This is a genomic window from Myroides albus, assembly GCF_024722315.1.
In the GTDB taxonomy this organism is placed as follows: Bacteria; Bacteroidota; Bacteroidia; order Flavobacteriales; family Flavobacteriaceae; genus Flavobacterium; species Flavobacterium album_A.
On record NZ_CP102754.1, the window covers coordinates 104,016 to 116,959 of the forward strand.

The 12,944-nt window shown below is 33.3% G+C and carries 13 protein-coding genes; 4 read left to right on the plus strand and 9 right to left on the minus strand.

The window, feature by feature from the left end; all coding sequences use genetic code 11:
- Positions 1–10: 10 nt before the first annotated feature.
- The 5 genes from pdxH to pyrR form a co-directional block, all read right to left on the minus strand.
- Positions 11–658, minus strand: coding sequence for a pyridoxamine 5'-phosphate oxidase (gene pdxH / locus NWE55_RS00530; protein WP_155091896.1), 648 nt, complete (start codon positions 656–658; stop codon positions 11–13).
- 12 nt (positions 659–670) lie between these two features.
- Positions 671–1,579 carry a ribonuclease Z gene (locus tag NWE55_RS00535; protein WP_155091897.1) on the minus strand — a complete coding sequence of 303 codons (909 nt, stop codon included), beginning with the start codon at positions 1,577–1,579 and terminating at the stop codon, positions 671–673.
- Positions 1,580–1,686: 107 nt separating this feature from the next.
- Positions 1,687–2,028: a ribonuclease Z gene (locus tag NWE55_RS00540; protein ID WP_155091898.1), complete on the minus strand. Its 342-nt coding sequence runs from the start codon at positions 2,026–2,028 to the stop codon at positions 1,687–1,689.
- 1,359 nt (positions 2,029–3,387) lie between these two features.
- A complete protein-coding gene (locus NWE55_RS00545) occupies positions 3,388–4,314 on the minus strand; it encodes an aspartate carbamoyltransferase catalytic subunit (RefSeq protein ID WP_155091900.1) in 927 nt (308 codons plus the stop codon).
- 24 nt (positions 4,315–4,338) lie between these two features.
- Positions 4,339–4,887, minus strand: a complete 549-nt coding sequence (gene pyrR, locus NWE55_RS00550) for a bifunctional pyr operon transcriptional regulator/uracil phosphoribosyltransferase PyrR (protein ID WP_155091901.1) — start codon at positions 4,885–4,887, stop codon at positions 4,339–4,341.
- 191 nt (positions 4,888–5,078) lie between these two features.
- On the opposite strand from pyrR, the gene NWE55_RS00555 reads away from it, so the two are divergent.
- From NWE55_RS00555 to NWE55_RS00565, 3 genes are all read left to right on the plus strand, one after another.
- Positions 5,079–5,918: an META domain-containing protein gene (locus NWE55_RS00555; protein WP_155091902.1), complete on the plus strand. Its 840-nt coding sequence runs from the start codon at positions 5,079–5,081 to the stop codon at positions 5,916–5,918.
- Between the two features lie 131 nt (positions 5,919–6,049).
- Positions 6,050–6,589 (plus strand): NADPH-dependent FMN reductase, encoded by a 540-nt coding sequence (locus NWE55_RS00560; protein ID WP_155091903.1) that lies wholly within the window; start codon positions 6,050–6,052, stop codon positions 6,587–6,589.
- Between the two features lie 131 nt (positions 6,590–6,720).
- Positions 6,721–8,337, plus strand: coding sequence for an IS1182 family transposase (locus NWE55_RS00565; protein WP_258204053.1), 1,617 nt, complete (start codon positions 6,721–6,723; stop codon positions 8,335–8,337).
- A gap of 80 nt (positions 8,338–8,417) precedes the next feature.
- Here NWE55_RS00565 and NWE55_RS00570 read toward each other — a convergent pair whose 3' ends face one another.
- Positions 8,418–10,361 (minus strand): OmpA family protein, encoded by a 1,944-nt coding sequence (locus NWE55_RS00570; protein WP_155093288.1) that lies wholly within the window; start codon positions 10,359–10,361, stop codon positions 8,418–8,420.
- A 211-nt stretch (positions 10,362–10,572) separates the two neighbouring features.
- Positions 10,573–10,950, minus strand: coding sequence for a hypothetical protein (locus tag NWE55_RS00575; protein WP_155093287.1), 378 nt, complete (start codon positions 10,948–10,950; stop codon positions 10,573–10,575).
- Positions 10,951–11,436: 486 nt separating this feature from the next.
- On the opposite strand from NWE55_RS00575, the gene NWE55_RS00580 reads away from it, so the two are divergent.
- Positions 11,437–11,919 (plus strand): hypothetical protein, encoded by a 483-nt coding sequence (locus NWE55_RS00580; protein WP_155093286.1) that lies wholly within the window; start codon positions 11,437–11,439, stop codon positions 11,917–11,919.
- On the opposite strand, the gene NWE55_RS00585 is transcribed toward NWE55_RS00580, so the two are convergent.
- Positions 11,920–12,249 (minus strand): helix-turn-helix domain-containing protein, encoded by a 330-nt coding sequence (locus NWE55_RS00585; RefSeq protein WP_258204445.1) that lies wholly within the window; start codon positions 12,247–12,249, stop codon positions 11,920–11,922.
- 121 nt (positions 12,250–12,370) lie between these two features.
- Positions 12,371–12,802 carry an IS200/IS605 family transposase gene (gene tnpA, locus NWE55_RS00590; RefSeq protein ID WP_155093506.1) on the minus strand — a complete coding sequence of 144 codons (432 nt, stop codon included), beginning with the start codon at positions 12,800–12,802 and terminating at the stop codon, positions 12,371–12,373.
- Between the last annotated feature and the right edge of the window lie 142 nt (positions 12,803–12,944).

A 12,944-nucleotide genomic window follows, 5' to 3' on the forward strand; every position in this document is an offset into this window, starting at 1 on the left:
CCAATCGTATTTATGGAGCCAATCGCTCAATCTTCCAGTCTAATTCATCCTCAGTCAAAGTATAGCGTATTCTATCGTGTAGACGATTTGGTCTACCTTGCCAAAACTCAATAGAAATTGGCTTCACTACAAACCCTCCCCAATTACTTGGTCGTTTGATTCCCTGTAGGGCAACCTCTTTCTCTACACGCTCCATTTCTCTTTCCAAAACTTCGTGAGAAGAAATCACTTCACTTTGATTAGATACAATCGCACCAATACGACTTCCTAAAGGACGAGAATCAAAGTAATTGTCTGACTGAATATCAGAAGCTTTAGTAGCTATACCTTTTATAATAACTTGTCTTTCCATAGAAGCCCAGAAAAAAGACAAACATATATGTGGATTAGCCAAGATCGCTTTGCCTTTTTCTGAATTGTAATTCGTATAAAAAACAAAACCATTCTCGTCATAAGACTTTAGCAGAACAACCCTTGACTTTGGAAAACCATCTAAGCCAATCGAAGAAACAGTCATCGCATTTACCTCGTCTACTCCACCAAAGTCTTCCACTTCGCAAAACCACTTGCGGAATTGCATCATTGGATTCTCATCTATTGTACTTTCTAAAAGCACATTTTTTTCATATGATTTTCTATAATCTTTTAAATCACTCATAAGTAAATACATTTATAAGTTAAAAACAGCTCCATCATCACCATTTAGAATATTGCCTTTAAAGACAGTTTCTGCTTCTTTCTTAAAGAGTGTAATGTCACTATAACGCGTAGAATAATGCCCTAATATCAAAGTTCCTGCATTAGCCAGTGTAGCAATCTTAGCTGCTTCCTTAGCGGTACAATGCTTGGTTTTCTCCGTATAATGCTCTTCTGAATCTAAAAAAGTACTCTCGTGATACAACACTTTTACATCCTTGATGATAGGTACTATCTGCTCTGAATAACAAGTATCTGAACAAAAAGCATAACTCTCAGTTGGATCCGGATCATAGGTTATATCGCTATTTTTCACTACTGTACCATCTTCTAAAGTAATATCTCCACCATTTTTTATTTTTTGATAGTAACATCTATCAATCCCCAAATCCTCAATGGCACCAATTCTCAGACGACGATCACCTGGTTTTGATTCAAACAAGTAACCGTTGGTATACACGCGATGATCTAATGGAATCGTCCTTACAACTACTTTATCATCTTCAAAAACGACTTCACTTTCCTTACTGGTCAATTCATGGAAGAACAATTTGTATCCCGTAAAAGAATTTGACAAGCGAAGTTGTAACAGTATCACCTCTTTTATCCCCTTTGGTCCATAAATATGTAGATCTGCCTGTCTATTAAGCAACATAAAAGTGGAAACAAGCCCTATCAATCCGTAAAAGTGATCCCCGTGCAAATGGGATATAAAAATATGATTAATACGCTGAAACTTAAGCTTTCTGCGTCTTAGCTGTACTTGAGTTCCTTCACCTGCATCTATCAAAAACATATGCCCATTCATCTCTAAAACTTGAGAAGTAGGATTTGTTATTGTTCGAGGAGTAGCTGCATAACAGCCTAATATGGTAAGTTTCAATATATTGTATTTTTACTATTTCAGGTTGTAATTTACAAAAATAGCCCACAGATTACAAAAAGAAAAGGCTTAATTACTTAAGCCTTTTCATATATTATTTACTTTATTTAGAATCCTAAATCTCTTTGAATTTCGTCCATTTCAATTAAGTCATGTGCCTCTTGTAGTGTACGCACAACTATTAAATCTCCATCAAAATCATTAAAATCAATATCAGGTACTACAATGACGAATGATTTATTAGCCTCTTCCATATGTGAGATTGCTAAATCCTCAAATAAAACTAAAGATTCCTCCTCTACAATATCCTTATTATGACTCAAATCAATAATTATATTCGCTTTTTTAAAACTATCACTGTACTGCGCTTCCACCTTCTTGACAAACTCCTCTATTGTTACTTCATTACTTGAAACAATGATAGTATGACCTTTTTCTTTTAATTTCATAGTATAAGTCTTAATTTGATTTAGCTAATATAAAACGAATATAAATACTATCATATAGTAGAGCAAAAATATCTTCATTAATCACAATCGCAGAGGTAACCTATAGATGCTTATCACGATGTAGTAACAAATAACGATGTTTATCAATAGAGTAAAATATTTGATTTATATCATTCATAGATATACAGACAGTCCATAGATAGTATTTTTTACTCCTCTCAAAATGAACTATAAAAATAGCTAAAAAAGTAGATTAAAGCAGCTCAAATCAGTTCTTAAACCCAATAAAATCAATACTTCATCGAGGTTTACAGAACCTTTGTTCGGAGATTCTTCGGAAGATGTTCGAAAAACAAGGCTTTTTCCGAAGAGATACCGAACAAACACCGAGAAAAAGCCCAAAAACACAGGGATTACAGGGTACGAACTTTTAATAATCATCAAAAAAAAGAATGCAAAATGCGAAGAATAGATTTGCTTTAAAATGGTGTTTTTTACAAAATAAAAAGAAGGTTATGTACTTTGATTCGTTTACTTCTCAAACCAATTAAACCAATCAAAATAATTGACTAACAATGAAGTACAACACAAATATACATTTTTATTATTATTTACTGCTGAATAATCTTTAAACCAATTCACAAGTATTCACAACCGACCAAGTAAGTAGATGACACAACTGGGGATACGCAAGAAACCCTTTATTCGATACAGTGATAAAACCTACTTGATCATGACCTAAGCGTGCTAATTCACAGAGAAAATCTAAACTTTCTATAGCATTTGCATGGGCCAACTCCTCTACTCATTCGTTTATCCGTCAATCAAAAATTACCCTACGCAAAGACACTGATCCCTAAGCTCGTGTTTCCCCCTTACATCTTCTATAATTTGACCTAATATAGTGTTACACCTCTTTTCTAATCCAAGCGAAAGCACTTCAGCTTAAAGAAATGGAACGATGATTACCGTACCACTTTTAGCCGCCCGTACAATTAGATTTGTTTCTTACAATATCGCTCTTACTCTTCCTTCAAAACCGAATAATAAGACTCAACACTCCTTCATAGCAAATAGACAGGAAAGGTTTTCGTATGACATGCCTTATTCTTATTTCTTTTGTCCAAAAGGACTTGTTCTATCTTCTGAGAATACGTGACGTCGGAGATAAGTAATAAAGACAAAAGTTGCCATATTACTTTTGACGAAATATACTTCGAGAATGATAAGTTTAATAGGTTAACCATACCCCTACCAAATAATAAAATATAGAAAAACACGGCATACAGCACAGTGAATATTGTGCTGTATGCCGTGCTCTATAGGTATAAAATAAGCCAACAAAATGGCTGGCTTTAATTATTTAATTTTTGATGCTAATAAATAGATAACAGCCATACGCACTGCAACTCCATTCTCCACTTGATCTAAAATCACTGATTGCTGTGAATCTGCTACATCTGAAGTAATCTCAACTCCTCTATTAATAGGGCCTGGATGCATCACTACAATCTCTTTATCCAGGGAGTCCAAAATTTCTTTAGTCAATCCATATTGTTGTGCGTACTCTCTTGTATTGGGAAAGTAACTAAAATCTAAGCGCTCATTTTGAACGCGAAGCATATTAGCAACGTCACACCATCCTAAAGCTTTTCTCAAGTTAGACTCTACCTTAACACCAAGGCTTTCAATATGCTTAGGAATTAATGTTTTTGGACCACATACTCTTACCTCAGCCCCTTGCATCTGCAAAGCGAAAATATTAGACAATGCCACACGTGAATGTAGAATATCTCCTACAATAACAACTTTCTTACCTGCTACGTCACCCAACTTTTCGCGAATAGAGTAACTGTCTAACAAAGCTTGGGTTGGATGCTCATGGGCACCATCTCCAGCATTAATTATACTTGCATTGACATTTTTAGACAAAAAATAAGCTGCACCAGGATTGTTATGACGCATCACGACCATATCCACTTTCATTGCCAAGATATTGTTCACCGTATCGATTAGCGTTTCTCCCTTTTTCACAGAAGATTGGGCCGCTGAAAAACTAATCACATCCGCAGAAAGACGCTTTTGTGCTAATTCAAAAGATAGTTTTGTACGTGTACTATTCTCAAAAAAGATATTTGCAATTGTAATATCCCTTAAAGAAGGAACTTTTTTAATAGGTCGATTAATGACTTCTTTAAAATGATCTGCTGTTTCAAAGATTAAATCAATATCGTTCTTAGTTATATATTTGATACCTAAAAGGTGATTTACACTTAATTCTTTCATTGCTTAAGTAAGTAAATTTAATAGTTAGATTGATAAACTTTGCTGTATATAAACACTATCTGACATTCCGTCTTCTGACCAATGTACACGCACTGACTCCTCATTAAAGGCATCTACTTGACGACCTCTATAATCAGGCTGAATTGGCAAATGGCGACTAAATCTTCTGTCAATTAAAACCAGTAGTTCTACTTCAGCTGGACGACCAAAAGATTGTATTGCAGTCAATGCAGAACGAATACTTCGCCCTGTAAACAATACATCATCAATAAAAACGACTTTCTTGTCTTCAACAAGAAAATCAATCTGTGTTTTATTCGCTTCAAGAGGTTTTTGATTTCTTCTAAAGTCATCGCGAAAGAAAGTAATATCTAAAAATCCCAAGGGAATATCAGATATGTTATATTCTTTTTCAATAATAGCTTTAATTCGCTCTGCTAAGAACTTACCACGTGGTTGAATACCAATAAGAAGAGTATTTGAAAAATCTAAATGATTTTCTACTAATTGACAAGCCAAACGATGTAGAATAATATCAATCTCTTTTGAAGTAAGTAATACTTTTGGATTCATATAAAAAAGAGTTGTGTTTGGGGAGTAAAAGTACAATTAATTATTGTTTTTACACTTCAATTTTAGAATTATCTCTAACAAATTGAATAAAAACAGTTGTTTTTATTGGCTATAGAAGTCAAGTTTATGTATTTTTACTTAAAGACTATCGCAAGTTTTTACTTATATTATATTTTCAAAATCAATTGACTATGAAACACTTTTTAATCTTATTCGCCTTGTTGTGTTCAACACCACCAAGTGTATTTGCACAAATAGATAAAAACAGTATTGCCAGCCATATTGAAGAAAAAACAAATGATATCTATCGCACAAAATGGGTTTTACAAAAGATAAATAACCAAGAAGTCAATTCCGAACAACCGATTTATATACGCATAGACGATAGCAATTTCAAAATCCACGGCAACAACGGGTGTAACATTTTTCAAATTAGCATAAAATCGCTAAAGAAATTCAATCATAACCCCATCAAAATAAAAACAAGAAAATCAATTGCTACAAATCACAAATGTGTTGATTCACTTTTTACTAAAGACTGTGATATTCTCTCCTTACTAACAAAGGCAAAGTTTACGATATCAAAACAAAATAACGATGAGCTAACACTCTTAACTAAAGATAAAACAGAGCTATCCTTTGTAAGAGAAGACGAAAACCCCATGTTAAAGTATATGGGAAAATACGCATGGAAACTGATTCAATACAAAGGAGATAGCGACAAAGACTTTTCTGAATATTTAATCTTTGACTTCCAAAAACAAACGGTAACGGGTTATAATAAGAATGCTTATTTCGAAGTAAAGTTTTCGATTAATAAAAAGAAAACGAAAATCACCTTTTACGATGTCTTTTTACTTAAAAACATTCACACAATTGATAAGCAAAGTCAGAATTTCATTTCATTGCTTTCAAACAAAACATATTATTTTGATATAGCTGAGCAAACATTGAATTTATATGAAAACAATAAAATTATTTTAATGTTTGGCATTATTGAGAAAGAAATTATAAAATCAATTACAAATTAATAATTAAGCATTTTATTTTTATTATTTTTAATTTTTGACAAATGTAGACGCACTGTACAAAGCATTTTGCATAAACTTATTCTCTCAAATAATTGTCATACCTTAGTCCGTAAAATATTCAAAATAGTTTTATGAAAGCTTTAATTTTTAATGGTTCTTTAGATGAAGAATCATTTCGTACATCGAGACGTATAGCACAATACTACGCAGATCAATTCATAAAAGCTAATGTTGAAGTCCAGCAAATTCACTTATCTGATTATCAGATCCCTATATTTCAAGCAAAACTCATGCAGGATATCCCTGATGATGTTTTGGACTTTGCAAACGCTTTCCGTTCGGCAGACATCATGATTTGGTTAACTCCTCTATATCATGGAAGTTTAACTGGCGTAATGAAAAATGCGATAGATTGGCTGGAAATCACGTCAAAAGACACACCAGCTTATTTGACAAATAAAGTAGTAGGATTTACTTGCTGGTCGGCAGGAAATCAAGCGATGCAAGGGATACAGTCCTTAGACAATATCGCGAAGGCATTAAGAGCTTGGTCACTACCTTATTCTATTCCTATCAGCAATATGGATTTATATGAAAACAATGACATATCAGAAATGTATAAAAACAAAATGAATATGTTGACTGAATTGTTAATTCAAAGTAAGCAATAAAAAATAAAGAGAGGCTGTCTAAAAAGCCTAAAAAACAAAACCCCGTCTAAAAAAGGCGGGGTTTTTTCATTGTTTGTCCTCAAAAATAATTATCTTCAAGGTGCAACCAAACAATAAGAAAGACAAATATAATGTTCAAATCTGAAAGTTTAAAATCGCCGAGTCTATTTCCTGAAGATATTTTTTCTAAAATTCCTCTAGACCATCCTGTTCGTCTTATCAATGCTGTTGTTGATGAGTTAGATATTAGTTCTATTTTAAGTCAATACAAAGGAGGAGGGACCACCAGTTATCATCCCCGTATGATGATAAAAGTCTTATTCTACGCCTATTTCAATAATATTTATTCATCGCGTAAGATTGAACGGGCTTTGACGGAGAACATTTATTTTATGTGGTTATCTGGTAATAGCTTGCCTGATCATCGCACGATTAATTATTTTCGCGCTAAGCGATTGAAAGGTCAAATCCATCAGCTTTTTGCAGATGTGGTTCGTCTGTTACAAGAATTACAATATGTTAGTTTACAAGTTCAATATATTGATGGAACAAAAATTGAATCTAGCTCTAACCGATACACCTTTGTATGGCGTGGTTCAGTGGAGAAAAACAAGGCTAAATTAGAAACAAAAATTCAAGATGTTCTCACAGAAATAGAGGGTCAAATCAAACAGGATCAAAGTGAACTCGCAAAAGAACACTGTTCCAAAAATATTGATAGTTTAGAGCTTAAAGAAAAAGTGACTCAGTTAAATAAACATAGGGCAGACCTACCCAAACCTACAGCTAAACAGCTCAAACAGTTAGAAGACGAGCATTTACCTCGCTTGCAAAAATACGAACAACAACTAGAAACTTTAGGTACTCGAAATAGTTATAGTAAAACAGATCCAGATGCTACTTTTATGCGAATGAAAGAAGATCACATGAAAAACGGGCAACTTAAACCTGCCTACAATACTCAAATAAGTACTGAAAATCAATTTATTACACATTATACTATTGCACAAAAATCAACTGACACCACTACCTTAATCAATCATCTAGAGACTTTTGAACAAACCTATGCACAACAAAGTAAAGAAGTTGTAGCAGATGCTGGGTATGGTAGCGAAGAGAATTATCTGTATTTACTTGAAAGAGAAATAACGCCCTATGTGAAATTTAATTATTTTCATATGGAACAGAAAAGAGCTTGGAAGAACAACCCTTTTCTACAACACAATCTTTACTACAATAAATTGTTTGATTACATCTTATGTCCAAATGGAGAAAAGCTACCTAATATTGGAAGTAGTACTAAATACACCACCACTGGTTTTGCGTCAAAAATACATCTGTATCAAGCTTCTAACTGCTTGAAATGCTCGTTAAAAGAGCTATGTAATAAAGCAGCAGAAAACAGAACAGTCTCTATGAATCATAGATTGGTTCAAATAAAACAACATATTAGAGAATTACTCAACTCTGAACGCGGTAAATATCATAGAAGTAAAAGACCTGTAGAAGTAGAAGCTGTTTTTGGACAACTAAAAAGCAACAACAAATTTACTAGGTTTACTCTAAGAGGATTAGAAATGGTCGAAATTGAATTTGGACTGATGGCTCTTGCACATAATTTAAGAAAACTTACTAAGAATAGAGAAAAATCGACTTTAAACAACAATTTTCATCCTAAAAAAGAGACTGATAAACGAAAAATGACAAATTATAAGTCTAAAACTCGTTTTAATTGCAAGAACTTTTAATCTAAGAGAAAAGTAACGTTTTATATAATACAAAAGAGGGTGACCTTTTGGGACACCCTCTTTTTGATATATATAAATTGCTATTTATTCAAAATCAAGAACTCTGAACGCCTATTCTGAGCATCTTGTGCCTCATCACATGGATTACATTTTATCTTTAGATCCTTAGATCCGTAACCTTCATACTCTAATCTATCCTCAGCTACTCCTTGACTAACTAAGTATTCAACAGTTGCTTGAGCCCTATTCTCAGACAATTTCAAATTGTATTCTGCTTTACCTTTACTATCTGTATGTGATGCCACTTTTACACGCATAGTAGGATAGCGTTTCATTACTTTTACTAATTTATCTAATTCGTGCTTACTTTCTAACGTGATTTCCTTCTGATCAAAAGCAAAGTGAATTGGCGCAAGCGTAATGCGGTCTTCTTCAATCATTAATTCCTCTAAAGGTCTTAAGTAAACAACTATTGACTCCCTTTCTTGATCCTTGCCAATTGAAACCTCTAATTCTTCGTTGATATAATCGGCGTGATTAATCTCTACTTTATACGTTTCGCCACAAGTAATATATCCCTCTACTTTACCATCTTCTCTTGTCACAGCTTCAGCCTCAGTCATTCGCTTACTATTTGTAAACTGCACTAAAGCATTTGGAATAACTTTGTCAAATTTCTTGTTTTTTACTGTAATTTCAACATCGCGTTTACATACTGGAAGTACTTTATAAATGTCATTACGACCAATTCTATTGGAAGAAAAGAACCCTATATTCTTACTGGGATAAAATGAAAAAGAATAGTCATCCAATGCGGTATTAATAGGTGGACCTACATTAATAGGTTTAGCATTTTTACTATCTAAGTCAACCATATAAATATCCATTCCTCCAAATCCACCCCATCGATCTGATGAGAAATACAATATATTTTCTTCGCTTACAAAAGGATCGTCGTTGATTGTCCCAGAATTAATAACACTTCCTAAGTTCTCAGGTTCGCCGTAATCTTCATCTTCTAACAATTCAACACGCCAAATATCAAGCTCACCATGACTCCCCTCCATATTAGATGCAAAATACAAATATTTACCATCTGCGCTCATAGCTGGACTCTGGTAAGTGTAATGAGGCTTGGTAAAAGGTAGCTTCTTTACTTTTCTCCACTTTGTTCCTTTTCGTTGTGCTACAAAGAGATTCATTATTCGGTCTCTGCTTTTTACGATTGGATTCTTTCTAAAGCGACGATGTCTATACGATTCGGAAGCAAAGAAAATGCGCTCTCCGTCTGGAGCGAGTGTAGCTCTCCCATCGTTAAAACGCTTATTGATAGTTCCCTTTAATCTCGTTGCTTTAAAAATGGGGTCGGAAGGTGATTTAAACTCCGCTTGGTAGATATCGTAGTTAGGCAATCTCTTATACTTGTCGCGAACTTCAAATAGCTTTCGGGCTATTTTCTTTTCTTGTTTCGTGCGATTCGACACAAAGTATATTGTATCATTTGAAGTCATTAACGCACCAAAATCGTCATAGTATCGATCATTCATTCCTGATTCTTGGTAAGAAAATCGCTCTTTCAACTTTGATAGATTATAATAAGCATCAGGATCTTGTAAAAAGTCTTTTGCTCTACTGTCGGTAGGTTTTAGCTCTGAAAAGTCATCCATCATATCTCGAGCTACCTCATAACGACCACTTTTCTGTAGAATCTTTGCGTAGCGGTACAACACCTCTGGATCTATATCTTTGTCCTTGGCAATGGCTTTACCATAATAAGTAGATGCCTCGATAACGCGATCTAACTTATCATAACAGTTAGCCAGTTGCAAGTAAACATACGCATCTGTATTTCGGCTGCCTCTATCTAAGCGTTTATATTCCTCAGCAGCTTTTGTATATTCAGTATTCTTATAATATTTGTCAGCGCGTTTAAGGCTTGGTTTTTTCTTTGCAAGTACATCCACATTAAAAGCGAAACACATTACTACCAGCATCCCATACTTGACAATATATCTTCCAATCATGTTTATTCTTCTTTTTTTACTAAATCAAATTTACTATAATATTATCCCTTATTAAAGCATAACGCGACAAAACAAAATTAGTTGCCTTTATTCGACTATTTTTTTATATCAATAGATTAAAAAGAAAAAGCAGTTTTCTTCACCATTTAGAAAACTGCCTTAACATTAATTATACAAAACACTTGACTTATCTAAATTAGCAAGTTTTTTATTATTTAACAATAGTTCCTTCGAAAATAATTTTCTTTTTATCTTTTAAACAAATTTTCTTACTACAAAAACCTAAAGAGAAATTATCATCTTTATAGATTGTATCTCCATTAATAACTAATTTAGGCAAGATAACTTCCTTCTTATTAAGCTTAATAAGTGCCCAATTATTTATGTTGTCATAAGAGATAAACAAGGTATCTCTATCCATATTGACATAATTGACATTTAAGACATTTGCTTCCCCTTGATTAATTAATTGATTATTTTCAACTGCTTGCCGTTGTTCGCTTCCCTTTTCTGTTTTCTGTTGACAAGAAAAACTCAGTATCAGAAGAACAAAGCATATAATCTTATTACCTCCTATAATTATCTTCATATTAAAATTCGAAAAAACACAAATAACACATTTACTCTACTAAATTATCTTATCAATAATCTATCTAAAAAAGTACTTACAATATTACATAAAAAAACCGATCACTATGTGACCGGTTTTATAAAAATCTATCTATGACGACGACGAGGTCATCATTATAACCACTACTCAAATATACATTAAGTAATACCTACAAACTTTAAATATTCAAATACGAATATCAAATTTCATCAATGAATCACATATTGAATTTCTGACAAAACAAACCTGAAAATCAATATATAATTGTAAATTAACAGTTCCTTTTAAAGATTATTTTACAACAAATACAAAAAAATGATTGACAAATTCACATAGCAGCCTATGAAATGCGATGCAAAATCATGGTTTGTATAGCGGCAATAAATAATAATTTCTTAACATTATTAAAGCAATTTTTTATAAAAAATCTACGTTTAAAGTATATAACCACAAAAAACAACAACTATGAAAACTGAAAAAATAATCTTATTGCAATCTCTTTTATCTCCAGAAGAACACAATGCTATTCTCAACGAAATGCGAGATAAAGTTGAAGATGACAAACTACTCCATTATCTTTTAGGTAATGACTTTTTCTTTAAACTGAACCTAAATGAGAAACACCAAGAAACAGCATTAATAGATTTCATTGTTCAAAGAGCTTTTGAATTAGATATGGAGTTTTCTAAAGACATCAATACCCTACACAAGAAAATTAAAAACGTTTATCGAAAAAAAGATTTCCTACCCTTAGAATTAAATCAATACACCCTTCAAAAGCTGAAGAAAACACTGCATAAGGACTACACTATAGGTTCGCTAAATAAAGCTGATGATTTCGTATATCTATGTATATTAAAGAAGAAGAACTTAAAAAAACTGAGAAACCTTCACTTTCCTTTTGGGGACTTTGAAAAAATAAGTGATACGTTCGACCAGGACAATTAACTAAATACTTTTACACTTAAACTGACTTGGGGTGACCCCCACATAAGTCTTAAAGAATCTACTAAAATAGGATACATCATTATACCCTAATTCGTATGCACATTCCTTGATAGAAAAGCCACTGTGTTTGAGTAAGTACTGCGCTTCGAGTATAATGCGTTCGTGAATAAGGTGTAATGCTGTATCTCCTATTTCTTCCTTGATAACTTCCGTTAAATGCTTAGCTGTAATCCCCAATAATGATGCATACTCCTGTACGCTTTTCAGATCTTTATACTTTTCATCAACCAATTGTTTAAACTGATAAGTCAATTGATACTGTCTGTTCATATTCTTTCGAAAACCAAGAAGGCAGTACTCACAAGCTCTGTTATACTCATATAATAAACCACTATGGACTGAAAGTCCATAGTTTGTTAAAGCAGACTAAAGTCTGCCTGGGTGGAGCTACTTACTCAAGTATAAAGTTACCTCCGTTATCATTTGGTTTACGATGGTGTTCAAGATATTGATTTAGCATTTCATCAGTAATATTTCCTGTACTCCAACAACCAAAGCCTATTGCCCAAAAGTGACGTCCCCAGTATCTGTGCTTCAACTCAGGAAATTCTATTTGGAGTTTCCTTGAGGTACGACCCTTGAAGAGTTTGACAATATTACTTATGTTTTGAGATGGTCGATATTCTATATGAAGATGAACATGATCCTTTGATACTACACCTTTTAAAATTTGAATATCTTCTGCTTCACAAATCTGAATGATCAGACTACGACAACGTATCTGAATATCTCCTTCCAATACTGGATAACGATATTTAGTCACCCATACTATATGGGCGGTTAAACGTGATACACTATGTCCTCCGGTTCGTTGATATTCCATATATCAAAGGTAAACATTTTTAGAAGCTGAAAGCTAAATGCACTAAAGTGCATAGTTTTAACTACAGTCTGCGACCAATAAACCACTATGGACTGAAAGTCCATAGTTTGTTAAAGCAGACTAAAGTCTGCCTGGGTGGAGC

Bases quoted from the DNA above. Each gene is read 5' to 3' on its own strand.
- pdxH (WP_155091896.1), bottom strand. From the start codon at position 658: ATGAGTGATTTAAAAGATTATAGAAAATCATATGAAAAAAATGTGCTT.
- NWE55_RS00540 (WP_155091898.1), bottom strand. From the start codon at position 2,028: ATGAAATTAAAAGAAAAAGGTCATACTATCATTGTTTCAAGTAATGAA.
- NWE55_RS00545 (WP_155091900.1), bottom strand. From the start codon at position 4,314: ATGAAAGAATTAAGTGTAAATCACCTTTTAGGTATCAAATATATAACT.
- pyrR (WP_155091901.1), bottom strand. From the start codon at position 4,887: ATGAATCCAAAAGTATTACTTACTTCAAAAGAGATTGATATTATTCTA.
- NWE55_RS00555 (WP_155091902.1), top strand. From the start codon at position 5,079: ATGAAACACTTTTTAATCTTATTCGCCTTGTTGTGTTCAACACCACCA.
- NWE55_RS00560 (WP_155091903.1), top strand. From the start codon at position 6,050: ATGAAAGCTTTAATTTTTAATGGTTCTTTAGATGAAGAATCATTTCGT.
- NWE55_RS00565 (WP_258204053.1), top strand. From the start codon at position 6,721: ATGTTCAAATCTGAAAGTTTAAAATCGCCGAGTCTATTTCCTGAAGAT.
- NWE55_RS00570 (WP_155093288.1), bottom strand. From the start codon at position 10,361: ATGATTGGAAGATATATTGTCAAGTATGGGATGCTGGTAGTAATGTGT.
- NWE55_RS00575 (WP_155093287.1), bottom strand. From the start codon at position 10,950: ATGAAGATAATTATAGGAGGTAATAAGATTATATGCTTTGTTCTTCTG.
- NWE55_RS00580 (WP_155093286.1), top strand. From the start codon at position 11,437: ATGAAAACTGAAAAAATAATCTTATTGCAATCTCTTTTATCTCCAGAA.
- NWE55_RS00585 (WP_258204445.1), bottom strand. From the start codon at position 12,249: ATGAACAGACAGTATCAATTGACTTATCAGTTTAAACAATTGGTTGAT.
- tnpA (WP_155093506.1), bottom strand. From the start codon at position 12,802: ATGGAATATCAACGAACCGGAGGACATAGTGTATCACGTTTAACCGCC.